The sequence below is a fragment of the Bacillus sp. RO2 genome, assembly GCF_012911845.1.
In the GTDB taxonomy this organism is placed as follows: Bacteria; Bacillota; Bacilli; order Bacillales; family Bacillaceae_I; genus Sutcliffiella_A.
Genome location: NZ_JAAXCU010000035.1, coordinates 1 through 26,341, shown reverse-complemented (window position 1 = coordinate 26,341; position 26,341 = coordinate 1). Strand labels below are relative to the sequence as shown.

Below are 26,341 nucleotides of genomic sequence, written 5' to 3'. Positions count from 1 at the left end.
GTGGGATTTGTGAGCTGTCAATCGGAACATACCAATAAGGTATCGATCGGAACGTTGCTTTTAGAAAACGGAATTAATCTCCCTAATGTGGAGATTGCGTATGAACGAAAAGGTAACCTGGCTGGTGAAGTTATTGTGGTTTGCCACGCACTATCTGGAAATCAAGCCACTGTCGGTTCAAAAGAATCACCAGGTTGGTGGAGTGAATTTATCGGCCCTGGTCTTTATGTTGACACAAACAGATACCAAGTTATAACAATAAACGTACTTGGAGGATGTAATGGTAGCACAGGGCCAAAAAGCATAAACCCCGAAACGGATAAAAAATATGGCGCCACCTTTCCCGCCGTAACTATCAGAGATATGGTGCATTCTCAGTATAAAGCTTTACAAAAGTTAGGTGTAAAACGAGTAAAAGCGATTATCGGCGGATCGCTTGGTGGAATGCAAGTACTTGAGTGGGGACATTTATATCCTCAATTCTCAGAAATACTTATACCAATGGCAGTGTCGCCATATTTCACGGATTATGCCTTAGCTTACAATTCCATTGGTCGCCATGCGATAAAGTCAGATCCACTTTGGGATAACGGAAATTATTCGGAAGGAACGAGCATTAAAGGCATGGAAATCGCAAGAATGGTAGGCCTGGTTACCTACCGATCAGAAAGTTTATTTAATGATCGTTTTAAGAGGGAAAGAAAAGAAGGAGTGGAGATTGAATATCAGGTTGACTCTTATCTAAAGTACCAGGGAACAAAATTTTCAGAACGCTTTGATGCGAATAGCTACCTGATTCTTCTTCAGGCTATGGATCAATACGATATCGGTCTCAATAGAGGCGGTTGGCAAAGAGCGCTGGAGCGGGTCGAGGCAAAAATATTCATGCTTAGTTTTTATGGTGATCTTCTTTATCCTCCACCTCTAGCAGAGGAACTCGTTAAAGAAATGAAGGAACTTAATAAAGATGCAACATATTTACATGTGGAGACGAGGTTTGGGCATGACGGGTTTCTTGTAGAATTTGAGAAATGGGGCCATCATGTCAAAAACATATTAGAAAGAAAGGAAGTGGCAGAATGTCTGACTTAAATATAGCAATCCTTGGATTCGGTACAGTAGGCAAAGGAGTCCATCACTCCATTAAATCACACCAAAAAAGGTTAGAGCAGGTTTTGGGGAAACGTGTGAGGGTTGTGGCAATCCTTGTTAAAAATCTCGAAAAACATCAAGAATTTCGTGAGGAAGGGATTCTGCTAACGACGAACTTTAAAGAGATAATTAAATTGCCAAACTTGCATGTAATAGTGGATGCAATTGTGGGATGTGAGCCAGGACGCACCTATTTAGAACAGGCAATAGAAAAAAGGATTCACGTGGTGACGGCGAACAAGGAAATGTTTGCCCATCATGGAGAAGAGCTTCTAGCCTTGGCTAAAAAGAGGGGAGTTTCGGTAGGCTTTGAAGCAACAGTAGCTGGTGGAGTCCCTATCATTCAGACTCTAAGGCAACTGTTGCAGGTAAATCGGATTCAAAAAGTAGAAGCAATATTAAATGGAACTTCCAATTTCATCTTATCTAGCATGAGAAAAGATGGCCATTCTTTTGAAGCGACTTTACTAGCAGCTCAAGAAAATGGATTTGCAGAGGCTGATCCTGCCAATGATATTGAGGGGTTTGATGCCTATTACAAGGGAGTGATTTTGAGCGGGCTAATCTATGGAGAAAAACCAGTTGAGCAGTCCATTATACGCAAGGGAATTAAAGAAATCACGGCAGAATATGTGGAAATAGCCGATGAGCTTGGACTACGATTCAGGCATATTGTCACATTATTTAAAGGGGAAAAAGGGGTACAGTGCAGGGTAGAGCCGGCTTTAATTTCAGTAGAACATCCATTTTATCAAGTAGATGGTGTGCAAAACGCGATTTCCATTGAGACCGACCTTGTTGGAAATGTTCAACTGCAAGGACCTGGAGCAGGTATGTATCCAACAGCAAGTGCTATTCTTGAAGATATCATTCAAATTGGCCGTCCTGTTTATTCAAAACCAGCTTATGTAGAGTATCAAGAGGACTCCGAACCTTCATTTAAATGGGTGCTTTTTAGTAAGAATGGAAAACTAGATATACCTTATGACATCCATGTTTTAGCTCGTTTATCTGATAAAGCGGCTGTAGTGGAAACAGAGGAAGTTGATAGGATTCTATTAGAAAACCCATATGTAGCCTCCTTTAAACTTAAAGGGAATTATCGACATACAGTTGAAAAAGTAAACGTATAATCTTTAGGCTGATGTAAATCTCTCTTCTTTCTTACCGGCTTGTCTCATATATATGTGACAAGCTGGTTTTATTTTGGTGGAATGTTTAGGGAGAAGAGGGTGTGGCAATCGTGAAACGCAGCTGGCTTAGTGCTTGTCAGATAGGGGCGGTGTATGTAGGCACCATTGTAGGGGCAGGTTTTGCAACAGGAAAAGAGATTGTTCAGTTTTTTACTCAATATGGATGGATGGGTTTTATCACAATACTTATGAGCGGTTTTTTATTTATTTGGCTGGGAACAAAAATGATGCTGATTTCCAAAAGAATCAAAGCAAATTCCTATAAAGAGTTTAACGAGTATTTATTTGGTATGTCTGCCGGAACGGTAGTGAATCTCTTTATGTTAGTCATTTTGATTTGTGTGGGGGCAGTAATGCTTTCTGGAGCAGGTGCAGTTTTTGAGGAACAACTGGGTTGGTCCTTTCAGCTTGGTTTGCTCATTACAGTTGTGCTCTCTGTAGGTGTTGTCCTTTTTGGTGTAAAAGGGTTGGTTGGGGTCAATGTTATTGTAGTACCGGTCATGATTATTTTCAGTTTTATTATTGCAGGAAATTCGATTGCTGATAATGGGCTATCTTTCTTAAGTCTCACGCCTGTACAGGATAGTTTAAAGGGATGGTTGGCACCTTTTATGTATGTGTCATTCAATCTTGCCATGGCACAGCCGGTTCTTGTCCCGTTGGCAACGGAAGCGAAGGATGATTGGATTATTAAGCGTGGCGGGTTCATTGGTGGATTGGTTTTATGTTTTATTTTATTAACCTGTCATATATCGATTGCTTCTCTTCCTGATTTCCATACGTTTGAAATACCGATGGCAGAAGTGGTGAAGTTGAGTATGCTTTCGTTTTTTGGTATTTATGTTTTTGTGATTTATGGGGAGATATTTACGTCTGTTGTGAGTGATATTTTTGGGTTGCAGCGGCAGTTGGAGAGTATGTTGAGGGTGTCTAGGTATGTGGTGACGATTGTGTTGGTGAGTATTATTTATATGATAAGTCAGATTGGGTATGGTAGTTTGATTGAGCATTTGTATCCGTTTTTTGGGTATGTGAGTATGGCGTTTTTGGTGTTGTTGGTTGCGAGGAAGTGAGTGGGATGTAGGTTGGACATGTTTTTTCACTGGATATCTCTCTAACTCCCTGTTTCCTTTCGTTCCAGGTGTTCGCTTATCCAGAGGACGGTGGTTGAGCCTCCTCGGCTTCGCCTGCGGGGTCTCAAGCTACCGTTACCCCCCACAGGAGTCTCACACCTTGCACTTCAGTCAACAGGGTGGATAGAAATCTCCAACGGATATCTCTCTAACTCCCTGTTTCCTTTCGTTCCAGGTGTTCGCTTATCCAGAGGACGGTGCTTAAGCCTCCTCGGCTTCGCCTGCGGGGTCTCAAGCTACCGTTATCCCCCACAGGAGTCTCACACCTTGCACTTCAGTCAACAGGGTGGATAGTAATCTTCAATGTATATCTCTCTAACTCCCTGATTCGTTTTGTTCAATATAATATGGTGTTTTATCGTACAAATGTAGCGACGATTGCGACTAGTGGGATGGCGGTCATTAGGACGTTGCCGATCAGGAAGAATGTCATAAGTTTTTCTTGCAGTTCCGGTGCACCGCTTACAAGTTCATTCTTTTTAATAATGTTAAGAATAAAGTTCACTAACACACTCACTGCGACAATTGTAATTGGGATGAATACATTAACCGTTGATTCCATCAATGACATAAACCCGAAAACAATTAGAATGATTGGCAGGGCTTCAATGACAGCAACATAAATAAAGAACCTGGTTTGTATTTGTGCAAAGGTTTCTGGCTCTAACACAAGTTTCTCCATATTAAAACGTAATACAATTGAGATCCCAAAACTTGCAATCACGGCAGCTATAACAAATAAGTATAAAGCATCCACGAAACATCTCCTCCTAAAAAATACACAATAAGTTTATATTTTACCTGAAAACTTCCAATTGAGATATCAGAAGTTTAAAGGGAAAATGATGAGTAGCCATATATCAAATACAAGGTGGGAGAGGATGACAAGAGGAAGAGAGTTTTTCCATACATACAAGGTGCCCCACACAACACCTGCCGTAGCTGCTGCGGCAACCAACATCGGATTACCTGTCCAAATGTGAGCTAAGGCATACAGACATGCGCCTGCCACAACCCCCAATAACTGACCGTATCGATCTACTAGCTTGGATTGAAGATACCATCTCCAGAAAATTTCCTCTCCTGGAATAATGATAAGAATCAATGCGAAGTAATGCCACCAACTATTTGGCCCTACAATCAGATATAATTCTTCCACAAAAATTATCAGCGGAAAGGGAAGTACTTTTAGTATTAAATAGGTCACTAAAAATATTGCGTATAATATGGTTCCTGATAAGATACCATAGGAGATCTTAGGGAAGTTGAAAAATCGCACAAAAGGGCGTTCAATTTTCTTTTCATTCATGCTAATAACAATAAGGATGAATAACGAAACAGGAAAGAGCGTCCAAAAATAATCAGTTAGCAGAAAGCTACTTGCAAGTAAAAGGTTTGCTAATACCAAAATCATAAAAGTCTTTTTCATCATAATTTTCTCCTAGTAGGGGTTGCCCTTATTTTAACAGGAAAGCTCGATTGAAGAAACGTACATACTATTGGGGTAAATACTTAATATATGTAAGGAGATGGGAAAGATGACTCAATCCAAAAGCCAGCAGGAAAGACAAAGAAAAGTGAGAAAGCAGTCGCAAAATGAACATGGAAAAGTAAAGAGTTTTGAACAGCTTGCAGATGAAGCTGGAAAAAATAAATAAATCCCAACCGATGGTCATTCCAAATTTGGGGATGACCTCTGTTTTTATAAACGAGCAGTGTATATTGAGGGTAGGATAAATGCATACTATTGGAAGATATTACAGAAATGAGGCTTAGAGAATGGGTTTTCAGCATGATAAAAAAAGATATGTTGGCATCTTTAGCCCATATACTACAAGTCTTATACATTATCGCAAACCTTTTGTTGTTGCGTGGTGGGGGGCTGCATTTCCAGGGTTTGGGCATTTTATGTTATCGAAATACCTGACAGCTTTCATATTAATTACATGGGAAGTAGTAATTAATTCGTTCTCACATTTAAACGAAGCTATTTTCTTTTCCATGACAGGACGATTTGAAGAGGCGATTGCGGTATTGGACCAACATTGGATCATATTATATATTTGCATGTATGTGTTTTCAATATGGGACAGTTACCGGCTCACGATTGAATTGAATAAGCATTATACATTAGCCTACCATGAAGAGTTTCCACTACTGATTAATAATACATCTTATATAGAAATAAATGTTCTTGACAAAAAGAATCCTTTGCTTGCAATTATTTGGTCTTTATTAACTCCTGGGTTAGGTAATCTCTATGTAACAAGAATCTTGTCAGTAATCTTCTTCTTAACTTGGTGGGTAATTATTACATATGAAGCAAATGTCTTTCCAGCCATTCACATGACATTGGTTGGCAATTTCCAAGGGGCTACGGATATTTTGGTGCCTCAGTGGCTCTTATTTGTCCCTTCTATTTATTGTTTTGCAGTATATGATTCCTATGTGAGTGCAGTGGAACTCAATAAATTTATTGATAAGTATTTATCTAGAGAATTGAAAGATAAATACCAGGATATTCAGTTTAAAATGCCGATATAGAAAAGAGCTGGAAAGTAATGTACATTTTCGCCACATTTAAATACAACATGGAAATGGAACTTACATTACGTGAATTAGAAGAGCTTGGCCTAACGAAAGAGCAAATCTTAGTAGTACCACTGGATAAGATTAAATACCAAACAAAAGCGATTGACTCTATGCATCGATCTGATGGGAGAAGTCTAGTCGACTTAGCTGCTATTTTCGGTATCATTTTTATGTTGTTGGGAGTCATTTACGGATACATCTTTTACTTGGGTCCAATTCTCTGGGGGCTTTTTGGGCTAGTGTTTGGAGGTATCTTCGGTTTTTTGATTGATTATTATTTTACTAAAAAAAGCGAGAAATCATTTAGTAAACGTGGATCGGATGCTGATATGGTGATCATGATTCAATGCCCAAAAGAAAAGCAGGAAAAAGTGGAGGATGTTCTGTGGAACAACATGGTGCTGGGTGTGGGTATTTTGAATAGATGACAAAGGGCCTTTCCTATTAATAGGAAAGGCCTTTAAAGATTGTTTTTCAACTTCATTCTTTCAATGTCTTTAGCGTATCCAAGTGAATAACATAAATCCTTAATATTTGTATTTAATCTCTCTCTTTCCAGTTCGAGATACTTTTCTTTCTTTATTGATTCAATCGTATGTATTGTATACTTCCAAATAGCTTCTTTTCGAAAAGGGGGAGAGTGATCGGAAACCAATTTGAGAACATCAAGAACAGAATGCATAACATCAAAGTCCATTTTTCCATAGCGAACAATGGGAGAAAAAGCGATATCAAGATAACTAAAAAAATCGGGTGTTTTTACAATTACCCGCAAATTCCTATAAACATCATTGAAATAAGGTTTAATGCCTTTCATAGAAGTAAGTTTAGATAGAAGAGTGCCTAATTGCTCAATACAATGAACTGCTGTGCTTGGATCATTTATCCCCGGTGAAAGTGCCCTGACTCCAATTTCTGTTACCTTTCTTATTCCAAATTCTACATCTTCAAGAGGAGCTCTTGCTATGGAAACGGTAATTAAAGATCGGAAGACATCTTTTTGGATTTTTTCACCTGAACCCCAAATGGAAAGCATAGGCGTATGCTCATTTATATAATCACCTTGTTGTCTTTCCACACGAACAATACAATCCGTTTCATATGCAATTTTTACTAGTGCGTCTATATCAATATATTGTACATAGCCAGGTTTGTCCGACATGATGGTAATGGGTTCCTTTGTGGTTATTTCTTTACTCTCCCAATCATCCCAAGGAGCATCTTGGGTGGAGTTGTCACTATCATTAAATAACTCTTCCATACATTCCAAAGTTTCTACGGTTATGTTGTGTAATAAATTGCTTACTTGAATCCATGTTGTAACATGCTGAATGAAAAAAACGAATACTATTAGACAAAGAATAGCTATAGCGACCGCAAAGGAAGGGACAAGAAAAAGCTGTTCTTCTCTCGTTTCTTTAAGAAATAACAGCAGAATAATGGAATAGATAAAACCTGCTGTAAAAATACCAAGTACTCTTTGTGTAGCATGGTCCGTTATGAAATTTTGCAGGGCTCTTGGAGAAAACTGCGAAAGGTAAGTGGTCAATACAACAAGGATGGTCGAAAAAGTAATGGTTGTCATTGTTAAGAGAGAAGAAGCAATCGAACTTAATATTGTTTGTGCAAGATCAATATTTGATAAGAAGATGGAGGGAATTAGTTTCTCGACTTTCCCTGACATAATATAATGATCTAATAGAAGGGTTCCTATTGCTAAAAGAAGTGCCACCCCGCCATAAAAAACGGGCAGGAACCAAAAGTTGGTCCTTAAACGCAACATATTCACAGAACGTGCCATACTAACACTCCTTTTATTTAATAAACTGGAATAAATACAAATCATTCACATAAGTAAAAGTAGAATATTTTATCTTAATATGTTATAGTAACAAAGTTAAATTGAATAAAGTCTTACGCCGATATTAGCGTCAGGAGAGGTTCTAGCAAATACCCTCTATAAAAAACTAAGGACAGATACCAAACTATATTCCTTAGGATATAGTTTTTTTATTTTTTCCGATGTTATGCGCTAGCCTCCATTATTTTTGGTTAGCGTTTTTTCTATGACTATAGATTGAGAAGATTAAAGGAGTGAAGACACGATGAAGCAACAGGAAAAAGCGATGGTCGTGTTCAGTGGCGGGCAGGACAGCACTACTTGCCTAATTTGGGCAATGAAAGAATTTGATGAAGTGGAAGCAGTCACGTTCCATTACGGACAACGACATGAACTAGAAATTGATTGTGCGAAAAATATTGCAAAAGAACTTGGAGTAAAACACCGAATTCTTGATATGTCCCTTCTAGGACAATTAACACCAAATGCTCTTACAAGAAATGATATTGAAATTGAAGAAAAAGAAGGGGAACTTCCAAGTACCTTTGTAGACGGAAGAAACCTTTTATTCCTATCTTTTGCAGCGGTTGCAGCTAAACAGATAGGTGCGAGACATATAGTAACAGGAGTATGTGAAACAGACTTCAGCGGTTACCCTGACTGTCGCGATGTTTTTATTAAATCCATGAATGTTACATTAAATCTTTCAATGGATTATCCGTTTGTCATCCACACGCCTTTAATGTGGCTAAACAAAGAAGAAACATGGAAACTTGCAGATGATCTTGAATCCCTAGACTTTGTAAGGACAAAGACTTTGACTTGCTATAATGGAGTTATTGCGGAAGGGTGCGGAGAGTGCCCTGCATGTAAACTAAGAAAACGTGGGTTGGATGACTATCTTGCTAAAAAAGATAAAGGAGTTGTGTCCTCATGATGCAACAAATCTATCCACAAGTACAACATGATTATTGCTATGAATTAAACAAGGATATGCAAATAGCAGCGGCACATTTTGTTCCAACAGATGCTGCCGGGAAATGCAAACAAGTACATGGGCATACCTACTTCGTCAATGTAACAGTTGCAGGAGATGAACTCGATGAGGCTGGTTTTCTTGTTAATTTTCAAGTGTTAAAAAAGCTTTTGCACGACAAATTTGATCATACCGTTCTTAATGACCATAAAGATGTCTTTAATGACCAGGACCCGAATTTTTTCCCAACAACGGAAGTGGTGGCAAGAGTCATGTGGGAAACGATAGAAAATCATTTGAAGACTTTGCCATCCAAACCAACCTGTCTTCAAGTATATGTACGGGAAACACCGACAAGTTATTGTATTTACCGACCTAAGAAGGGGAAAAAACAATGAGCAGCCTGATACCAGTTTTAGAAATATTCGGCCCTACAATCCAAGGGGAAGGAATGGTCATCGGGCAGAAAACGATGTTCGTTCGGACTGCTGGGTGTGATTACCGCTGCTCTTGGTGTGATTCTGCGTTCACATGGGATGGCAGTGCTAAGGACGATATTTTGATGATGTCTCCGGAAGAAATCTATAGTCAATTGTGTGAGATTGGTGGGAAAGCCTTTAATCACGTCACTATTTCTGGAGGGAATCCAGCTCTTCTAAAAAATATAGGGGATCTTGTAAAGCTCCTGCATCAAAACGAGATTAAGGTGGCACTTGAAACACAAGGAAGCAAATGGCAGGATTGGCTAATGGAAATAGATGACTTAACCATCTCTCCTAAACCGCCAAGCTCCGGAATGGATACAAACTTTTCGATACTGAGTGACCTGCTCGGAAAAGTTAATAAAAGTAGTGTATCTCTAAAAGTAGTGGTATTTGATGAGGACGATTTGACTTATGCAAAGAAAGTTCACAAAGAGTATCCGGATGTAGCTTTTTATGTGCAAGTCGGAAATGATGATACCACCACAGAGGATGATGAAAAATTAGTCAACCAATTGTTGGGTAAATATGAGTGGTTAATCGATCAAGTAATGAAAGATGATGAAATGAATAACGTCCGCGTGTTGCCACAACTGCACACACTAGTATGGGGTAACAAACGAGGAGTTTAATTAAAGGAGAGATTGTAAATGTCAGGAAGAAAAGATTCAGAATTAGAAGGTGTAACATTGCTAGGGAATCAAGGGACAAATTACTTGTTCAACTATTCCCCGGACGTCTTGGAGACTTTTGAAAACAAGCATCCTAACAGAGATTACTTTGTGAAATTCAATTGCCCTGAATTCACAAGCTTATGTCCAAAAACGAATCAGCCAGATTTTGCAACCATTTATATCAGTTATATCCCGGGTGAGTTGATGGTGGAGAGCAAATCATTGAAGCTGTACCTATTCAGTTTCCGTAACCATGGAGATTTCCACGAGGATTGCATGAATATTATTATGAACGACCTGATTGAATTAATGGACCCTCGCTATATAGAAGTATGGGGCAAATTCACTCCGCGTGGTGGCATCTCCATCGATCCGTACACTAACTACGGAAAACCGGGAACAAAATATGAGGAAATGGCACAATACCGCCTAATGAACCACGACCTATATCCAGAAAAAATCGATAACAGATAAATCACTTAAGAAAACACAGCTCCTTTTGTGTTTTCTTTTTTTTAATAAAGCAAGTTTTAAATACAGTTGATTTCCGTTCCAGGCGCTTCGCTTGCCTGCGGGCGGTCCGTGAGTCTCCTCACTCCGATGGAGGCCGCTGAAAAAGTCATTGTTTTTAGAATTTCTTTAAACACCGCTGTTGATTTCCGCAAATGGCTTCGCTTTCCTAGGGGCTGACGTGAGCCTCCTCAGCTACGCCTGCGGGGTCTCCACCTGAACTAAAGGCCGTTTTCTGGAAAGGGAAATATCCCCTTCCAATTGCATTCTCGGAAAATGACATAAATCTTAAAGCGCCGAGGCTATTTTCAGACACATTCCAACTATCTTATGTACTCCAAATGGCCAAAATTGGAATGGCTACATATAGCGCAAGTCTAAGCGCAGTATTCAATAAAGATATCAGAACGCTTTTTACGACATTCCTGCAGAGAACTATCGAAATTTTTGATATAACAACAGACCTTCTATTAGAAAGAGGTATATATATTAAGAAGCCATATACGGTTATTCCTAATCGAGCATATTTAGTAGAAAGCAAAAAATATTTCAGCGGCTTAAACCCTCTTGTAAACAAACGGACATTAAATACAATAGAAGTCACTCATTTAAGTCTGAATATCGAAACTAATCAGATTGGAATGCTTCTTTGTACTGCCTTTTCCCAGACAGCTGTCAGCAGTGAGGTTCGTGAGTTTATGGTATCTGCGAAACAGTTAGCTCATTCTCATATAAAAGCTTTTGTAGATATATTGCTGAAAGATGATATCCAAGCACCTATGGCAGCAGACTATTCCGTAACTGCTTCTCACATTCCACCATTTTCTGATAAATTAATGATGTTTCATAATAGTTTGATGGTTGCAGCTGGAATCGGGAATTATGCTACTGCTTTCGCTGCAAGTCAACGGACAGATCTTGCGATGAAATATGAAAAACTTTCTTCAGAGTCAGCGTTACTTGCAAAGTCAGGTGCTGACATTATGGTTAACAATCGCTGGATGGAAAAACCACCTTCAACCGCTGATAGAGAGGAATTGTCTCAAGAGCGTGAATAGTTGTAGGAAAACGCTAATTCTGTTATAAAGTAAATAACAAAGGTAGAGGAGAACCTTATATGAATTTAAATAGAAGCGCTCTATTAATTGGTGCAACCGGTTTAGTAGGAGCATACGTAAAGAGGGAGATTTCGCAAAATTCTGATTACGAAAACCTTACCACATTTGTAAGGAAGCAAACGACTGAGACTCAACCTAAGTTAAATGAAGTGAAAATTGATTTCGATAAAATGTCTGACTATAAGGAACATTTTAAGGTCGATGATCTCTTCGTTTGTTTAGGAACAACTAAGAAAAAAGCAGGCACACAAGAAAACTTTCGAAAAGTGGACTTTGATTATGTAGTGGAAGCAGCCCGTCTTGCCAAAGAAAATGGAGTAACCAGAATCGCTGTAGTATCAGCTATTGGAGCCGATGAAAATTCTAGATTTTTCTACAATCATGTAAAAGGTGAGATGGAAAAAGCCGTTTCGGCAATTGGCATTCCGTCTACCTATTTCTTTAGGCCTTCCTTACTTCTTGGAGATCGAGAGGAGTTTAGACTGGGGGAAAGAATTGGAGAAGTTCTAGGCACTGCCATTCAGCCAGTATTGCGTGGAAAGTTGAAAAAATACCGTTCTGTACATGGACAAACAGTTGCAAAAGCGATGGTAAGATTTTTAAAAGATGGAAGAAACGGTGTGCATATTGTAGAATCAGATCTTATTGCAAAAATAGGTGACCTTTGACCCTTATTATATCTTTATTGGCAAAGTTCGTTTTCATTTCAGCATAGCAGGGAATAAGAAATAAAAAATAGGAGTGTCCCTTATGAGCCAAACGAAAGAGCTTAGGAGAATTCGTAAATCTGGCCATTTAACCATTCCCAAGTCAATAAGAGAACAACTTGATATTTCCGATGGCGATGTCTTGATGATTATGGAACAACCTTTAGGGTTAGTCATGAAACCAATTAATGAAGAGCACATTTTTAATGAATCCATTGTTTCCAATAACGGAAAAGTTAACATTCCTATTGAGATTAGGCGCAACTTAAATATCAATGAAGAAACACATTTTTCTGTTCGCCTTGATAAAGAGCGATCAGCCGTCGTTTTGGAAATTTTAGAAGAGGAAACTGGTTAGTAAAAAAGACTTCCCCTTAGAATTTTGGGAAGTCTTTTTTGGCATTATTCTATACGGATTTTACAATCTTATAGTTTTTATGATTAACCACGGTTCGTTGTTCCAATTCTAAATCACGATAATTGTTCATATAGGTTAGGTCAACTATGACAGAGTTTTCATTTACTTTCTCTACTACCCCTTGAAGACCTTCACGAAATTCTATGATGTTTCCCACTTCTGCTTTTTTCAACGATATCTCCCCCTAAATAGTGTTCACCAACAGCTACTTACTCTGTCTGGCTTTTTATTTTTGTGAAATAGTGGATTTAAAAGTGTTACATACAGTTTGCATTATTTTTGCAGAAACGTAAATAGTTTCATACTATTTTTTCTAAATTTTCTTTTAATTTATTTTGTTCTGCTTTGTGACCGTTAATGGATGAATAGCATATATAATACTAGGGCTACCTAATTGCCCCATTCATTTTATTCCTTATCCCCCATAAAACCCCTTCTTTAGAAGGGGTTTTTTTGCTTCTTATTTTCACATCAGGTCTACAGTGATAAAATATACAATAGTATTTTGGAAAGATGGAGTGATGATTGTGAATGAAAATTTAGCAACAGAAATATTGGACAAGCTTAAAACTGGAGAGCTTCATGAATATAAAATTCAAAAAGAGGATTTCATGATTTTTCGTAAAGTGCTGGTTGCTCGTGAGGACTTTAAACACTTTAGAGGCATTGCCAAGCACAATGGTGAGGTAGTCTATCAATATATGCAAGAAGCAAGAAGCTAAAAAGAAGCGGATCGGAGCCAGCTTTTTATGGGGCCACTGAGAAATTGATAACGTAAAGTTTTTAATGATTCCTAGCTGGTGATTGGAGCAAAAGGCGAAGACTCCTTAGGGAGATAGCGCTAGGTGGAGACCCCACAGGCGAAGCCGAGGAGGCTCCAGCAGCGCCCCTAGGAAAGCGAAGCCATTTGCGGAAATCAACAGCGGTGTCTAAACAACATCTAAATTCAAAGAGTTTTTCAGTGGCCCCCTTAAAGTTTCTTATTGTTACTTTGAAATTTCTCTCCTAAGCTTTTTCAGTGCCTCTGCCCGCCAAGACTTAACCGCACTAACCGTAACCCCTTCCTGTACCGCAACTTCCTCCAATTTCTTGCCTTTAATAATGCATTCAACGACCCACTTCTTCTGCTTTTCTGTTAAATAGCAAGTGTATTCCTCCAAATTACCCATCGATGGATTAAAAAAATCAGTTGAAGTTTTCGGCAGCTCATCTACAAACATGTGTGTATTTTCCCAACGCACCTCTTTTTTTAAATAATTTAGCAATTTTCCCCTTATGGATGAATAAGCATAAGAAGTAAATGACCCCTTTGAGCAGTCTTGAGAACAGTAAGCTTCCCATAAAGCGATTGTTGCTTCATGAACGTATCGATCTTTATCTTTGTATATGTTCAAAGTCTTAATGATATGGTGTATCATAGGAGTGTACTCATCTAATACACTTTCAAAAGGTGGTTTCATTAGGAGATCCTAACGAAAAGCTAGCTTTTCTTTATTCCCGGTACATCCACTATAGTGCACGGTTGTTTGGTTGACATGTCAGGATATCAGGAATAAACTGTGTAGTAGAAATGGCATATGGCTTGTATAGTTATATGTTCTGTTGTGTATGGAGGTTACCTGTAAGAGTGTATCAACGATATTGTAAGAAAAGGGGTAATTGCCATGGAACATAAAAAAGAAGATAAACTATCAAATCAATCCATGTATTTATGGAAAAATGACGCGGACCGGACAGTACAAGGATTTCTGTTGTACCCGGAAAATATTCCGGATATTCAATATATAAAGAAGTTATTACGTCATATGTATATGGCAAAGGAAATTTTCAAGATGTCAATCTGGTTTGAAGGAGATGTCATCCAAATTACCGGTCGTATACAATCTTTCCGCTATAAAGCGAACAAACTTACAATCAAAGATGTGGATAAGAACATTTATCATATTCGTATTTTTGATGTGGTAGAGATTATTAGACGGCCACAAAAATAGTCAGCACTTCAGAGTCCAAATAGGACTCTTTTTTTTATGGCCTGAATATCTGCCCATTTAACAGTTGGTATATTACATAACTTTATAGGAAAAATAAGAGAAGAATTGTGACGTCCAGTACCTAAAGAGAGGGGGGAGTTTGATGAAAAAACTGCTTAAAAAACTGTTTTCACCCAGAAACGGTGAAACATCTAACAAAGTAGAAGACATGACTGTAACGCAATTATTATTACAAATGGAGAAGTCTATAGATTTTTTGAGATTTACAAATGAGACCAATGATGGCAATAGGAAAGTGTGGATTAACTATTACTACACATTAGTAGATACTGATTTCCTGCATCGTGACATATTACATAGCATTTCCACCAGACCGTGGAGCAATTTGCAAGATTTAAAAAACATTTTACCAATTGAAGTAGTGACCATTAGCTCCGACCCTAAGGAAGTAAGAGAAAAGCTGTTATCAGGATTCATTTTTGTGCAGATTGGGGAGAAAGACAAAAAAGGGTTGTTAGTACGTTCAGAATTTGTACAGACACGTGCTGTTTCTTTGCCAGAAGTAGAGTTCAGCGTTATTGGACCAAAAGAATCCTTCGTGGAAAATATAGATTCTAATATAAACCTTATAAGAAGACGCTTAAGTACTCCAATGTTAACAGTGGAGCAAAAGAAGTTAGGTACTATCTCTAGGACACGAATTGCTGTAATCTACTTGGATGGAATTGTCAATAAGGATAATGTTCAGACTGTAACGCAACGGCTTGATGACGTAGAATTCGATCATATTAATGACAGTTCTTATATCACACAACTAATATCCGATGACGGTAATACGATATTTCCGCTCCTTCTGGACACAGAAAGGCCCGACCGAATTGTGTCGGCATTGACTGAAGGAAAAGTAGTGATCATGGTGGACGGCTCCCCACATGGACTAATAGGTCCGACTACTCTGGTTGAATTTTTCTCTTCCTTTGAAGATTATTATTTAAGTTATTGGCTTTCTTCATTTTTTCGTCTAATAAGACTGTTTGGTGTTGCCTTTTCTATCTTGGTTACCCCGGTCTATGTAGCAGTTTTAAGCTATCACTATGAATTGATTCCAAAAGATCTACTGAGCACATTGATTTCTTCAAGGCGAGAGGTTCCTTTGCCGCCTATTTTAGAAGCGGTTTTTCTTGAATTGACTATCGAATTACTACGGGAAGCTGGAGCAAGACTTCCAACAAAGGTAGGTCAGACCATCGGTATCGTGGGTGGAATCGTTATTGGAACGGCTTCGGTTGAAGCTGGTCTGACAAGTAACGTTCTCTTAATTATAGTTGCGCTTGCTGCGCTAGCATCTTTTACGACACCTGTTTATAAAATGGGTAACACCATTCGACTATTGAGGTTCCCTTTTCTTTTGTTTGCAGAATTATGGGGATTGCTTGGCATTGTTTTTTGTTTCTGTATCTTGGCAGCTCACTTGTTAAGGCTGACATCTCTCGGAAGGCCTTATTTGGAGCCCATTTACCCTCCAAGGGTTAAAGATATGAAAGATGCTCTGTTACGGTTACCATTCTCCATGCAAACAGAAAGACCTGGGCAATTAAGAACCAATAAACCACAACGAACGACTAAGACAAAAACCAAGCCCAAAAAAGATATTGATGAGTGAAGAAATAGAAGGGAGGTATGACATTGCAAACAGTTCCTAAAAATTTTCAAATATCACCTTTTTTAGTGTTTTATTTAATTCATAGCACACAGTTTGGAGTTGGGGCACTTGGTTATCAGAGGGTCATTGCAATGTCTGCCGGCTATGATGCATGGATGGGAATTATTCTATTTGGTTTCTTTACTCATATCATCATTTATATGATTTATAAGATTTGTGAAAAGAGCGATGGTGATTTGGCGAGTGCGCACCGAATTGCTTTTGGAAAATGGATAGGCAACCTATTAAACCTTTTCTTTGTTTTTTACTTTATCATGACAGTTGTAACAGTGCTCAGAACTTATATAGAGGTAGTTCAAGTTTGGTTGTTCCCAGATTTGAGTACATGGTTTTTCTCTTTGTTATTTTTACTACTTGTTTATTATATTATTACTGGTGGGTTCAGGGTCATTACAGGAGTTGCATTTTTGGGTGTTATGCTACCCTCCTATTTATTTCTAACCATTGTGCTACCATTGGAATATGCAAATTTTCGTAACCTGTTACCAATTTTTGATCACTCGTTTAAGGAGATTTTCCTCTCCGGTAAGGATATGACTTTAAGTATGCTTGGTTTTGAGACACTATTAGTATTTTATCCATTCATTAGCAAACCTCAGCAATCGAAAAAATGGGCTCATTTAGGGGTGTTCGTCACCTCTTCCATTTATCTCATATTTGCCCTAATTACGTTTGCCTATTTCAGTGAAGGTAAGCTGCAGAAGAGTATTTGGGCAACACTATCCATTTGGAAAATCATTGAGCTTCCTTTCGTAGAGCGTGTAGAATACATCGGGATTGCAAACTGGTGTCTAATTATTCTTCCAAATGTGTGCTTGTTTCTATGGTGTTCTAGTAGGCTTGCGAAAAGGATGACCAAGCTAAAACACAGAACCTCATTAATGATCATTACAATTGTCGTTTTTATTCTTATGAATCAATTTGAAGACAGAAAATTAATTAATGATTTGAACAGTTATCTTGGAAAAGTCGGATTTTATATGGTTTATATATATATTCCAATATTATTCCTATTCATTACCTTTATATATTGGAGAAAGGGGAAAAAAGAAAATGCCTCGTCATAATATCATCTGGATTATTACAATCTGTCTGTCTCTAACTGGGTGCCTGGAAAAGGAAATTGTCGATGATATTAATATTGAATCAGTAGAAGGCTTTGATTTAATTGGAGAAAATGAAGTGGAGGGTATTTTTGTCGTCCCTGTTTATAAAGCTGATCAAACCATAGTGAATGAAAGATTTACTGGAATCTCTAATTTAAATAAAGATATATTGAGGAATGCGCAGAAGGAATCGTCTGCACCAATTGTTAATGGAAGCTTAGAGTTGGTTTTGTTCAACAAAGCATTGGCGGAAAAAGGTGTTATCGATCTTGTAGATGGTTTACAGCGCGATGCAAGTATTGGTACAGGATTATATTTGGCGATTGTAGAAGGGGACACAAAAGACCTCCTGCAGCAAGATCTTGGTACAAGAGGCACAGGAGATCACTTATATAATCTTTTAAAACATAATATTGACCGAAGAGATGTGCCAGAAACCAACTTGCATATTTTTTTGTCTGATTTTTATCAAAAAGGGAAAGACCCAAACTTACCAATTTTGAAGAAGACAGAAAAAAGTGCAGAAATTGTTGGTGCGGCAGTATTGAAAGAAGATAAATATGAAATGACCATTCCAAATGAAAAACTGTTTTATTTTAAAACACTCGTTGACAAGCATGCAGACGGGACCGTTTCATTGAAAGTGAAAGATAAGGAACAATTCGTTTCAATCAGAAGTATAAAGACAGACAGGAAGTTTAAGGTGAAATGGAAAGACGACATTCCATCTATTAGGATGATTGTAAGCTTGGATGGAGCAGTGAGAGAGTATACAGGTAATAAAGTGACACCTAAGGAGTTGAAGGAGTTTCAGAAGATGATGGAAGAAAAGATCATCAAGGAATCAGAATCAATGATAAAGGAATTCCAGGAAAAAGGTGTAGACCCAATTGGCTTAGGATATGAAGCAAAATCTCGAAAAAGAGGATTTGACTTTAAAAAATGGAAAGATTCTACTTATCCAACTATAACTGTACAAGTTGAGGCAGAAGTAAGACTTATCAGCTCTGGAATTATTGAATAGGTCAATTTCACGATCCCGGTGAATATAATTGGATAACAACCAATAGAGGGGGAGAATGATGCCTCAGAAGGTTCTTTTATACTGTGATCCGGGAATTGATGATTCGCTAGCCATCATTTATGCACTACTTAATCCGGAAATTGAACTGGTTGGTGTTGTGACAAGCTATGGCAATGTCGATCAAGAGCAAGCCACTCAAAATGTGGCATATCTTCTGGAACTAGGAGGCAGAAAGGATATTGTGTTAATTGGTGGAGCAAAGACACCGCTATCTGGTGAGTTTGCATCCTATTATCCAGAGATACATGGAGAAGATGGATTAGGGCCTATTAACCCGCCAGCCACAATTAAGGGAGAGTTGCTGAATTTTGATGCGATCTTTCAATTGATTGAGGAATATGGAGAGGAATTAATCATTGTAGATGTTGGGAGGTCAACTTCCCTTGCCATTTCCTTTAATCTAGCAGGTGCAGATACGATGAATTCAGTTAAGGGGTATTATTTAATGGGAGGTGCCTTCCTTATACCAGGAAATGTAACAGCTGGAGCAGAAGCAAATTTCTATGGCGATCCGATTGCAGCTGGTATTGTGATGGAAAAAGTAAAAAATGGTGTGCTTTACCCGTTGAATGTCACAAAAGATGCAATTATCACTCCTACAATGATTAATGAGATTAGCAAACAACAAAACAATCCGTATCAAAACCTAATAAAAGACATATTTGATTATTATTTTAAAGCTTACCAGAAGCTTGTTCCGGGTATAGATGGAAGCCCTTTGCATGATGTGATGACATTGTTTGCTGTAACAACGCCGCAAGCTTTCAAATATGTCGAGAAAGTAGTTACAGTGGGGTTAAATGAAGGAAACCTTAGAGGAGTTAGTATAGCAGACTTTCGCCCAAAACCAGATGAAAAAGGAAATAAAGTGACCGTTGCATTAGAAGTAAATACAGATGATTTCGCTGAAAATTTTGTTAGAATCATGTCTTCTACTAATCCAAACAACAATCAATAATTGTAATATTTGGAATTAACCAGTTCTATAGACTCATGACTGTACGTACGATAGTAATGCGTGAACGTTTAGAACTGGAGGGTTGGCGATGGGAGTTAGATTGATTAAGATTTCTGTTATTTATTTTTTGATAGGTGTGGGGATTGGTTATTATATGTCAACGGCACATGCATACAATTTGACACCTGTACACGTTCATATTAATCTTCTTGGTTGGACCGCTTTGACACTTGCTGGTATCATTTATATTTTATTTCCTGCAGCGGGAAAAACGAGGCTTGCTACATGGCATTTTTGGTTACACAATATAGGCTTGCTGATGATGATGGTAGGCTTGGCTTTTGTGGTGCATGGTAATGATACTTTATTGATTTTGACCATTATCGGGGCGAATTTAACAACCCTAGGTGTGTTGCTATTTGTGATAAATGTATTCAAGAACGTTAAACAAGCTACTGAAAATGAATAATTTATTGTTCTATCCAGTACCCTAGGTAGTGTACTGGATCTTTTTTGTATTTCAACTACTCCTTCAGCATGGCTTTTGATATGATGAATGGAAGAAGAATTACTTAAAAGGGGTCGAGTACATGTCATTTCATCAATGTCCTACCTGTCAAGAAGAAATAAAATATAAAACCAAGTTAACCTCAGTGTTTTTTGGCTATCGACCTATTAAATGTGAGAGTTGCGGTACCGTTTATGAAGTAGATGAAAAATTCCGTTTCATCCTATCTCTTTATACAGTCCTAATCCCAATTCTCATTGCCTATATGTTAAGTGCGATGATGGGAGTCTTACATACAAGGTGGAGTCAAGTGCTAATTGTATTGGTTTTTGGATCAGCAGGTGTGTTTTATGCAGCAACCAAAGTGCGATATAGAAAATCGCTACAACAGCCAATGGAGGAAAAGGAAGAGAAAAAAGCAAAATAAAAAACGAGAAGGATTTTGATTCCTTCTCGTTTTTTATTTTGTTTTTACACCTGATCTAATACCCAAATCAGGAAAGCAGCCACAATGACCAGTGAAATAGCATGAAGTATAAAAGAACCGATAAAATCTTTTAATACAATTAAATAATGGAATTGGCTTTTTTTATTATTACGTACAATTCTTCTAGCTCTCGTATCCATCACTTCACTCCTACACACATGAAGAAATTTGTAAGTATATTATACAAAATATTCTAACAAATAATAAGTAATTAAGTAGAATTTTGTAAAAAAAACTAAATATATGTACACCAGTGTCATTTTACCACACTTATATAAAAGAGGTATTTATTTTATCGGTATAATGATTGAAATGTTTAACATGAATTTCGGCAAGATACTTATTGTAAAAAAATTGAATTAAAGGATTGACGCTCCAGTTTGTCTTAGTGTACTATCTAACTAGAACACTAAAACAAAAAGGGGAGTTTTAATGGAAACAAATGCATTTAAAGGATTGATGAGAAAAGAATGGCTGCTATCTAAAAACACTTTCATACTTCTTTTATGTTTCAAGCTCTTTATTTGGGCTGTTGTATTGGGGGGGAGTGTGATCACCAAGAACCCTGAACTTTTGTATATTGCGACATCCATGATTGTCGGTATTCATGTAATATATATCACCATGATAGTAGGTTCAGGACTGAGCTTGGAGGAAAAGTCGCAAATGTGGCTACATAATCCACGTTCTACATCTATGATCTTAGGCAGTAAACTTCTGACAGGGATTTTGCTCCAATTCATCAGCCTATTTCTGGCTTGCATATTATTAGGGTTAACGGTGATTATTTTAGACAGTCCGAGTGAGAACTTCTTAACTGCAGGATCTTTATTTCAAATGTGTATACAATTAACATTCAGCGGATTGGAACTCGCCATTTTTTACACGTTTTATTGGACAGTTTACCATTCGATGGGGAAGTTCGTTTTTGTAGCCAAGTTTAAAAAGGTCCTTTTCACTTTATTTATTATTGCTAGCATCATTTTGATCCTATTTCTAGAAAATCAGTTGTTGGCAGGACTGCAATCAGTTCTACCTGTTCCAATTGAACTGACAAAATTTATGAATGTCTATATAGAAGAAGATGGCCTCGGGGTTAAATCTGGTAGTGAAAAGATTTCATTGGCAGGCTTGTTAATTTCATCTATAAAGATAACGGTTCTCTTTTTCATATCAAGTTTGTTGTTAAATAAGGCGGTGGAGGTAAAATGACGGTAAAATACGATGCTGATAAACCAATATATCTGCAGATCATTGATCGTATAAGTAAAGAAATCGTCCGAGGTGTGTTAAAGCCTGGAGATAAGCTTCCTTCCGTTCGGGAAATGGCAATTCAGTCAGGTGTGAATCCGAATACCATTCAAAGAACATACAGTGAAATGGAGAGGATGGAAATCGTGGAAACCAAAAGAGGTCAAGGGACATTCGTAACAGAAAATGAGGGGATGCTCATGCGATTGAAAAAAGACATGGAAACAAAAGTCGTAGAAAGCTTTGTCCAGAGCATGAGAGAAATAGGTGCATCAAAAAGGGAGATGGTTGAAAGTGTGGAAAGATTCTTGGAGAAGGGGGAAAATCAGAAATGATTAGATTCGAACAGGTTAGTAAAAAATACGGCACAGATATTGCGGTGAAGGATGGGGATCTGTCATTTGAAAAAGGAAAAATTATTGGACTGCTTGGTCCAAACGGTAGCGGAAAATCTACCAGTCTCAAGATGATAGCCGGGTTAGTTAGACCAGATAAAGGTAAGGTGACAGTGGATGGAGAAATAGCAAACCGCCAGATTGCCAGAAAGGTAGCCTATATGACAGAACTTGACGTATTTTATGATGCCTTGTCGGTAGAGGACATGGTCAAATTCTATGCATCCCAATTCGGAGATTTCGACAAGAAGAAAGCGAAAGAGCTTTTGATGTTTATGAAACTTGAGCCAACCAAAAAGATAAAAGCATTGTCCAAGGGTAATAGAGGAAGGTTAAAGCTTGTGCTGGCCCTATCTAGGCAAGCGGATTACATTCTGTTGGATGAGCCGTTTTCAGGATTGGACCCCATGGTGAGAGATTCAATTGTAAAGGGACTTCTGACTTTTTTGAATTTCGGTAAACAGACGATTATCATTGCCACGCACGAAATAGATGAAATAGAATCATTGCTAGATGAAGTGGTGTTAATAAAAAATGGAAACTTTATTGCTCATCACAACGTAGAACAGATTAGGGAATCGGATGGAGTGTCGGTTAAAGACTGGATGATTGCAAATTTACAGGAATAGGGGGTGAAGATATGAGCTATTATTTAGGGTTAATGTCAAAAGAATGGAAGGTATCGCTCAAAGGACTATGGCAGAATTATTTATTTATCTTGATCTTCTGGCTAGTTGGGATAGGAGCTTCATTTAGCTTAAACCAACCAAGTGTTGCCATTGCGGTAAGTCTGACTATAGTGAGCATCCATATCTTTTATATGGGCACTGACATGGTGATGAACCTTGTAAAAGAACAAAGATTAAAAATTTGGCTTCATAATCCAAACCCTGTACGTTCTCTTATCTCTAGTAAATTAGTTATTTCATTGGTCCATTGTCTAATATCTATTTCTATTGCAATTGTTTTTTATGCAATTTCAACCTTTATAAGTGGGCAGCCTTTTCTTCAAGGAAAAATGTTTATTGAGGGTTTAGCGCTGATTTGGTCTATATTGGGCTTTGGTTTGTACCTTTGTGTATGGGCAGTCTATTTTTGGTCGCGTTTTGCAGCAGCAAGAGGAAAGCCTGGTGAATTTATACGTGCAATCATAGGAGGGGTAATAGCGTATGTTGCCTTTCAAGTACATGAGGGGTTCAGAAGAAGTATTTGGTTTGAAGGCCTCAACGAAGTTGGCAGCTTTCCAGCTGTATCAATTGGTACGAAAGTATTAGAATCTGAAGATGGTTATCAGGAAATATCGATGGGAGTGACAATGTCCGATTTTTCCCTTGGTTTGGTAGCGGTATTCACACTTATCAGTATGATATTGTTTTTTCTTACCGTCAGGAATGTGAAGAAAATAGAAGTTTAAAAGGAGCTATGATCATGAATGATGCTGCAGTAAAGCTGACAAATGTTTGCAAGGACATCGGAAGCAAAGAGATCATCAAGGATGTTTCATTCGAGGTATATAAAGGAGAAGTGTTTGGTTTTCTTGGACCAAACGGTGCTGGAAAAACGACAACCATCCGAATGATGGTAGGACTGATGAGTATTACTTCAGGTGATATTCATATCGATGGAGCAAGCATCAAAACTGAGTATGAGAAGGCCGTCCGCCAAGTTGGCGCTATCGTAGAAAATCCGGAAATGTATAAGTTTCTTACGGGATATCAGAATTTGAAACAATATGCTCGGATGATGCCAGGCATAACATCGGAACGACTGGATGAGGTGATAGAACTGGTCGGCTTAACCGGAAGGATCCGGGAAAAGGTAAAGACTTATTCTCTGGGAATGAGACAGCGCTTAGGAATAGCGCAGGCACTATTACATAAACCAAAAGTGTTAATTCTTGATGAGCCAACGAACGGACTGGATCCAGCAGGTATACGGGAGATAAGGGATTATTTGCGAAGTCTAGCAAGGGAAGAAGGAATGGCGATTGTTGTTTCAAGCCATCTTTTATCTGAAATGGAATTGATGTGTGATAGGGTCGGCATTATTCAAAAGGGTGAGCTAATTGATATTCAAAGTATCAGGGACTTTATTAACGATGGAGGCAAGACGCTATTTCAACTGGACTGTGAGCCGGTGGAAGAGGCGATGTCATTAATGCGTGAAATGGAAATGCCTCATAATCTTACAGAGGGCAGACTACAGGTGGAAATGGATCGTACAACTGTCCCAGTATTTATTAAAAGCTTAGTAGAAAAAGAGATTGCTGTTTTTGAAGTGAAAGAAGTTACAAAAACACTCGAAGATAAGTTTTTAGAAAAAACGTCACAAGAGCGAGGTGTCTAACAATGAAAAATCTAATTCAAAATGAGTTGATTAAGTGGTTTAGAAGGCCAAGCTTTTACGTGATGAGTGCGATATTGGTGCTATTATCAGCCGTTGGAGTCATTTTTACCATCATGATGGGGTCGATGCTTGATGATGCGAGAAGTGAAGGTGGTACTAATGGGCAAGAGCTTAGCTGGCAGGAATCTTTGGAGCAGGAAAATCAGTACCTTGAAATGACGATTAAAGAGTCAGATGAAGGGGATAGATCCACGCTAGAGCGACAGTTAGCAATCAATGAGCACCGTTTGGAAAATGATAGGGAACCAGCAACTGGAAATACAGTTTGGACTTATATGAATGAAAATCTTGGGTTAACAAGTCTAGTAACGCTATTCGTTGTCATCATTGCAGCTGGTATGATAGCTAGTGAGTTTACTTGGGGGACCATTAAACTCTTAATGATCAGACCGATTAGCAGAAGTAAGATATTGTTGGCAAAATACATCAGTGTACTTGTGTTTATGGTCATTTTTTATACAATCCTTTTTGTGAGTACTTTTGTGACAGGTGCCATTGCTTTTGGTTTTGATAGCACGCCTTCCCTATTGTATGTTGGTGGTGAAGTGCTTGAAGTTCATCCATTCTTGTATTTACTATTGAAACTGGCGTTGAGCAGCTTGGGAGTAATTATGTTTGCTACTATTGCATTCATGATATCGAGTGTTTTCCGAAATAACTCGCTTGCAATCGGAATTTCGTTATTTCTCTTATTTACAGGAACCCAGATTACAACGCTTATTGCCATGAAGTTTGAATGGGCCAAATATTCTCCGTTTGCAAACATTCACTTTGAAGCATTGCTTGAAGGCGTGCAAATTGTACCAGGAGTTAGTTTTGGCTTTTCTGCTGTCATGTTTTTAATCTATTTTGTGTTGTTGCATGTAGTAAGCTTCTGGACATTTGTGAAACGTGATATTGCAGCTTAACTTTTTAGCTTGTGGGACGGAACTAGTTGACATAGTTTAGCTAACAGTTAAAATGGTGTATTTAACGTGTAATTGTGGTATTACAACTATAAGCCCTTTGCCTTTAATTCGAATTCGACTATCCTTTAAACAAGTAGGTGATGTTGATGGAACTGGTGAATATTTCCTATATGAAAAAAGGGCAGATACAAGGTTTCTTTGATAAGTTTCCGCATTCCAAGGTGCTTTTTTCTCCTATCCGGAAGTATTATTTTGTCTCTTATGTTTATTGGGATGAACGAGACCCAGTGGTGTTAGAGGAAGATTTGGAGAAAATGGAACTGCTTTTTAACAGTTATATGGGGAGAGAAGCATTCTATCGGAAAAGGAAAAGAGCGGATACTGGAGTGGGAGGTGCCTGATAGTGTAGGTGCCTCTTTTTTGTGAGTGGTCTTTGAGAGGACCAATGGAAAAAGCGTAGGAAACGAATGAGAGAAAATCCTGTAATTTTTATAAAAGTAGCCTCTTTTTAGGTGCTTTTTAGACGTGAATATATGGTTCGGACACTTTGATACTTTCTTTGGACAAAAAGAGGATGGCATAACGATGTGTTCGGTCATAATTGGAGTTCTGTCAATAAAATAGACATCAATACGTATAGGATTGGCGTATTTTTTTCTTCCGCGCTACGTATTCACTTCGCTTGCACGCCTCTACTTAGAGGATCAATTAAAACCGAATTGATCCTCT

The 26,341-nt window shown here is 38.1% G+C and carries 34 protein-coding genes, 1 pseudogene and 1 riboswitch; of the genes and pseudogenes, 29 read left to right on the top strand and 6 right to left on the bottom strand.

Annotated elements, in window-relative coordinates; translation table 11 throughout:
- Positions 1–9 precede the first annotated feature (9 nt).
- The 3 genes from metX to HF078_RS08565 all read left to right on the top strand — a co-directional run bounded on the left by metX (position 10) and on the right by HF078_RS08565 (position 3,418).
- The gene (metX, locus tag HF078_RS08575; protein ID WP_169290757.1) at positions 10–1,092 is read left to right on the top strand and encodes a homoserine O-acetyltransferase MetX; all 1,083 of its coding nucleotides are present in this window, start codon (positions 10–12) and stop codon (positions 1,090–1,092) included.
- Positions 1,080–2,285: a homoserine dehydrogenase gene (locus HF078_RS08570; RefSeq protein WP_169290756.1), complete on the top strand. Its 1,206-nt coding sequence runs from the start codon at positions 1,080–1,082 to the stop codon at positions 2,283–2,285. Before metX ends, HF078_RS08570 begins: the two co-directional genes overlap by 13 nt.
- A 110-nt stretch (positions 2,286–2,395) precedes the next feature.
- Entirely contained in the window at positions 2,396–3,418 is a 1,023-nt protein-coding gene (locus tag HF078_RS08565; RefSeq protein ID WP_169290773.1) for a hypothetical protein, read from the top strand.
- Positions 3,419–3,833: 415 nt separating this feature from the next.
- Here HF078_RS08565 and HF078_RS08560 read toward each other — a convergent pair whose 3' ends face one another.
- Complete coding sequence (locus HF078_RS08560) at positions 3,834–4,235, bottom strand: hypothetical protein (protein WP_169290755.1); 402 nt, start codon at positions 4,233–4,235, stop codon at positions 3,834–3,836.
- A gap of 66 nt (positions 4,236–4,301) precedes the next feature.
- Positions 4,302–4,910 (bottom strand): CPBP family intramembrane glutamic endopeptidase, encoded by a 609-nt coding sequence (locus HF078_RS08555; protein WP_169290754.1) that lies wholly within the window; start codon positions 4,908–4,910, stop codon positions 4,302–4,304.
- Between the two features lie 106 nt (positions 4,911–5,016).
- On the opposite strand from HF078_RS08555, the gene HF078_RS20880 reads away from it, so the two are divergent.
- The 3 genes from HF078_RS20880 to HF078_RS08545 all read left to right on the top strand — a co-directional run bounded on the left by HF078_RS20880 (position 5,017) and on the right by HF078_RS08545 (position 6,498).
- Entirely contained in the window at positions 5,017–5,136 is a 120-nt protein-coding gene (locus tag HF078_RS20880) for a DUF6254 family protein (RefSeq protein WP_010193219.1), read from the top strand.
- 121 nt (positions 5,137–5,257) lie between these two features.
- Complete coding sequence (locus tag HF078_RS08550; protein ID WP_169290753.1) at positions 5,258–6,022, top strand: hypothetical protein; 765 nt, start codon at positions 5,258–5,260, stop codon at positions 6,020–6,022.
- A 17-nt stretch (positions 6,023–6,039) separates the two neighbouring features.
- Positions 6,040–6,498 carry a hypothetical protein gene (locus HF078_RS08545; protein WP_169290752.1) on the top strand — a complete coding sequence of 153 codons (459 nt, stop codon included), beginning with the start codon at positions 6,040–6,042 and terminating at the stop codon, positions 6,496–6,498.
- A gap of 32 nt (positions 6,499–6,530) precedes the next feature.
- On the opposite strand, the gene HF078_RS08540 is transcribed toward HF078_RS08545, so the two are convergent.
- Positions 6,531–7,871: a DUF2254 domain-containing protein gene (locus tag HF078_RS08540; RefSeq protein WP_169290751.1), complete on the bottom strand. Its 1,341-nt coding sequence runs from the start codon at positions 7,869–7,871 to the stop codon at positions 6,531–6,533.
- Between the two features lie 130 nt (positions 7,872–8,001).
- A riboswitch (PreQ1 riboswitch) is annotated at positions 8,002–8,047 on the top strand.
- Positions 8,048–8,175: 128 nt separating this feature from the next.
- On the opposite strand from HF078_RS08540, the gene queC reads away from it, so the two are divergent.
- The 8 genes and pseudogenes from queC (at position 8,176) to HF078_RS08505 (ending at position 12,735) form a co-directional block, all read left to right on the top strand.
- Complete coding sequence (queC, locus tag HF078_RS08535) at positions 8,176–8,847, top strand: 7-cyano-7-deazaguanine synthase QueC (protein ID WP_169290750.1); 672 nt, start codon at positions 8,176–8,178, stop codon at positions 8,845–8,847.
- The gene (gene queD, locus HF078_RS08530; protein WP_169290749.1) at positions 8,844–9,284 is read left to right on the top strand and encodes a 6-carboxytetrahydropterin synthase QueD; all 441 of its coding nucleotides are present in this window, start codon (positions 8,844–8,846) and stop codon (positions 9,282–9,284) included. Before queC ends, queD begins: the two co-directional genes overlap by 4 nt.
- Positions 9,281–10,000: a 7-carboxy-7-deazaguanine synthase QueE gene (gene queE / locus HF078_RS08525; protein WP_169290748.1), complete on the top strand. Its 720-nt coding sequence runs from the start codon at positions 9,281–9,283 to the stop codon at positions 9,998–10,000. Before queD ends, queE begins: the two co-directional genes overlap by 4 nt.
- 18 nt (positions 10,001–10,018) lie before the next feature.
- Positions 10,019–10,516: a preQ(1) synthase gene (gene queF / locus HF078_RS08520; protein WP_148986851.1), complete on the top strand. Its 498-nt coding sequence runs from the start codon at positions 10,019–10,021 to the stop codon at positions 10,514–10,516.
- A 266-nt stretch (positions 10,517–10,782) separates the two neighbouring features.
- Positions 10,783–11,049 (top strand): annotated as a pseudogene (locus tag HF078_RS21050) (DUF3231 family protein); the annotation flags it as partial.
- Complete coding sequence (locus HF078_RS21185) at positions 11,035–11,610, top strand: DUF3231 family protein (protein WP_481748007.1); 576 nt, start codon at positions 11,035–11,037, stop codon at positions 11,608–11,610. The pseudogene HF078_RS21050 and the gene HF078_RS21185, both read left to right, overlap by 15 nt.
- 59 nt (positions 11,611–11,669) lie before the next feature.
- Positions 11,670–12,338 carry an oxidoreductase gene (locus HF078_RS08510; RefSeq protein ID WP_169290747.1) on the top strand — a complete coding sequence of 223 codons (669 nt, stop codon included), beginning with the start codon at positions 11,670–11,672 and terminating at the stop codon, positions 12,336–12,338.
- 82 nt (positions 12,339–12,420) lie between these two features.
- Positions 12,421–12,735 carry an AbrB/MazE/SpoVT family DNA-binding domain-containing protein gene (locus tag HF078_RS08505; protein ID WP_169290746.1) on the top strand — a complete coding sequence of 105 codons (315 nt, stop codon included), beginning with the start codon at positions 12,421–12,423 and terminating at the stop codon, positions 12,733–12,735.
- Positions 12,736–12,784: 49 nt separating this feature from the next.
- Here the strand turns inward: HF078_RS08505 and HF078_RS08500 are convergent, their stop codons facing one another.
- Positions 12,785–12,967 carry a YkvS family protein gene (locus tag HF078_RS08500; RefSeq protein WP_148986847.1) on the bottom strand — a complete coding sequence of 61 codons (183 nt, stop codon included), beginning with the start codon at positions 12,965–12,967 and terminating at the stop codon, positions 12,785–12,787.
- Positions 12,968–13,322: 355 nt separating this feature from the next.
- Between HF078_RS08500 and HF078_RS08495 the strand changes: the two genes are divergently transcribed.
- A complete protein-coding gene (locus HF078_RS08495) occupies positions 13,323–13,517 on the top strand; it encodes a hypothetical protein (protein ID WP_169290745.1) in 195 nt (64 codons plus the stop codon).
- A gap of 264 nt (positions 13,518–13,781) precedes the next feature.
- On the opposite strand, the gene HF078_RS08490 is transcribed toward HF078_RS08495, so the two are convergent.
- Positions 13,782–14,255, bottom strand: coding sequence for a sigma-70 family RNA polymerase sigma factor (locus HF078_RS08490; RefSeq protein ID WP_169290744.1), 474 nt, complete (start codon positions 14,253–14,255; stop codon positions 13,782–13,784).
- A gap of 204 nt (positions 14,256–14,459) precedes the next feature.
- Between HF078_RS08490 and HF078_RS08485 the strand changes: the two genes are divergently transcribed.
- The 7 genes from HF078_RS08485 (at position 14,460) to HF078_RS08455 (ending at position 20,592) form a co-directional block, all read left to right on the top strand.
- A complete protein-coding gene (locus HF078_RS08485; RefSeq protein WP_169290743.1) occupies positions 14,460–14,786 on the top strand; it encodes a hypothetical protein in 327 nt (108 codons plus the stop codon).
- A 142-nt stretch (positions 14,787–14,928) separates the two neighbouring features.
- The gene (locus tag HF078_RS08480; protein ID WP_169290742.1) at positions 14,929–16,449 is read left to right on the top strand and encodes a spore germination protein; all 1,521 of its coding nucleotides are present in this window, start codon (positions 14,929–14,931) and stop codon (positions 16,447–16,449) included.
- Positions 16,450–16,466: 17 nt separating this feature from the next.
- The gene (locus HF078_RS08475) at positions 16,467–17,576 is read left to right on the top strand and encodes a GerAB/ArcD/ProY family transporter (RefSeq protein ID WP_169290741.1); all 1,110 of its coding nucleotides are present in this window, start codon (positions 16,467–16,469) and stop codon (positions 17,574–17,576) included.
- Positions 17,563–18,639, top strand: a complete 1,077-nt coding sequence (locus HF078_RS08470; RefSeq protein ID WP_169290740.1) for a Ger(x)C family spore germination protein — start codon at positions 17,563–17,565, stop codon at positions 18,637–18,639. The genes HF078_RS08475 and HF078_RS08470 overlap by 14 nt, the downstream gene beginning before the upstream one ends.
- A gap of 58 nt (positions 18,640–18,697) precedes the next feature.
- A complete protein-coding gene (locus HF078_RS08465; protein ID WP_169290772.1) occupies positions 18,698–19,657 on the top strand; it encodes a nucleoside hydrolase in 960 nt (319 codons plus the stop codon).
- An 88-nt stretch (positions 19,658–19,745) separates the two neighbouring features.
- The gene (locus HF078_RS08460) at positions 19,746–20,126 is read left to right on the top strand and encodes a cytochrome-c oxidase (protein ID WP_169290739.1); all 381 of its coding nucleotides are present in this window, start codon (positions 19,746–19,748) and stop codon (positions 20,124–20,126) included.
- A gap of 121 nt (positions 20,127–20,247) precedes the next feature.
- Positions 20,248–20,592 (top strand): TIGR04104 family putative zinc finger protein, encoded by a 345-nt coding sequence (locus HF078_RS08455; protein ID WP_169290738.1) that lies wholly within the window; start codon positions 20,248–20,250, stop codon positions 20,590–20,592.
- A gap of 44 nt (positions 20,593–20,636) precedes the next feature.
- On the opposite strand, the gene HF078_RS08450 is transcribed toward HF078_RS08455, so the two are convergent.
- Positions 20,637–20,792 (bottom strand): hypothetical protein, encoded by a 156-nt coding sequence (locus HF078_RS08450; RefSeq protein WP_169290737.1) that lies wholly within the window; start codon positions 20,790–20,792, stop codon positions 20,637–20,639.
- 292 nt (positions 20,793–21,084) lie between these two features.
- Between HF078_RS08450 and HF078_RS08445 the strand changes: the two genes are divergently transcribed.
- The 7 genes from HF078_RS08445 (at position 21,085) to HF078_RS08415 (ending at position 26,013) form a co-directional block, all read left to right on the top strand.
- Entirely contained in the window at positions 21,085–21,864 is a 780-nt protein-coding gene (locus HF078_RS08445) for a hypothetical protein (protein ID WP_169290736.1), read from the top strand.
- The gene (locus HF078_RS08440; protein WP_169290735.1) at positions 21,861–22,238 is read left to right on the top strand and encodes a GntR family transcriptional regulator; all 378 of its coding nucleotides are present in this window, start codon (positions 21,861–21,863) and stop codon (positions 22,236–22,238) included. Before HF078_RS08445 ends, HF078_RS08440 begins: the two co-directional genes overlap by 4 nt.
- Positions 22,235–22,927, top strand: coding sequence for an ABC transporter ATP-binding protein (locus tag HF078_RS08435; protein ID WP_169290734.1), 693 nt, complete (start codon positions 22,235–22,237; stop codon positions 22,925–22,927). Before HF078_RS08440 ends, HF078_RS08435 begins: the two co-directional genes overlap by 4 nt.
- A gap of 11 nt (positions 22,928–22,938) precedes the next feature.
- Positions 22,939–23,712, top strand: a complete 774-nt coding sequence (locus HF078_RS08430) for a hypothetical protein (RefSeq protein ID WP_169290733.1) — start codon at positions 22,939–22,941, stop codon at positions 23,710–23,712.
- A gap of 14 nt (positions 23,713–23,726) precedes the next feature.
- Positions 23,727–24,644, top strand: a complete 918-nt coding sequence (locus HF078_RS08425; RefSeq protein WP_169290732.1) for an ABC transporter ATP-binding protein — start codon at positions 23,727–23,729, stop codon at positions 24,642–24,644.
- A gap of 2 nt (positions 24,645–24,646) precedes the next feature.
- Positions 24,647–25,612 (top strand): ABC transporter permease, encoded by a 966-nt coding sequence (locus tag HF078_RS08420; protein ID WP_169290731.1) that lies wholly within the window; start codon positions 24,647–24,649, stop codon positions 25,610–25,612.
- A gap of 146 nt (positions 25,613–25,758) precedes the next feature.
- The gene (locus HF078_RS08415; protein ID WP_169290730.1) at positions 25,759–26,013 is read left to right on the top strand and encodes a hypothetical protein; all 255 of its coding nucleotides are present in this window, start codon (positions 25,759–25,761) and stop codon (positions 26,011–26,013) included.
- The last annotated feature ends 328 nt before the right edge of the window (positions 26,014–26,341 follow it).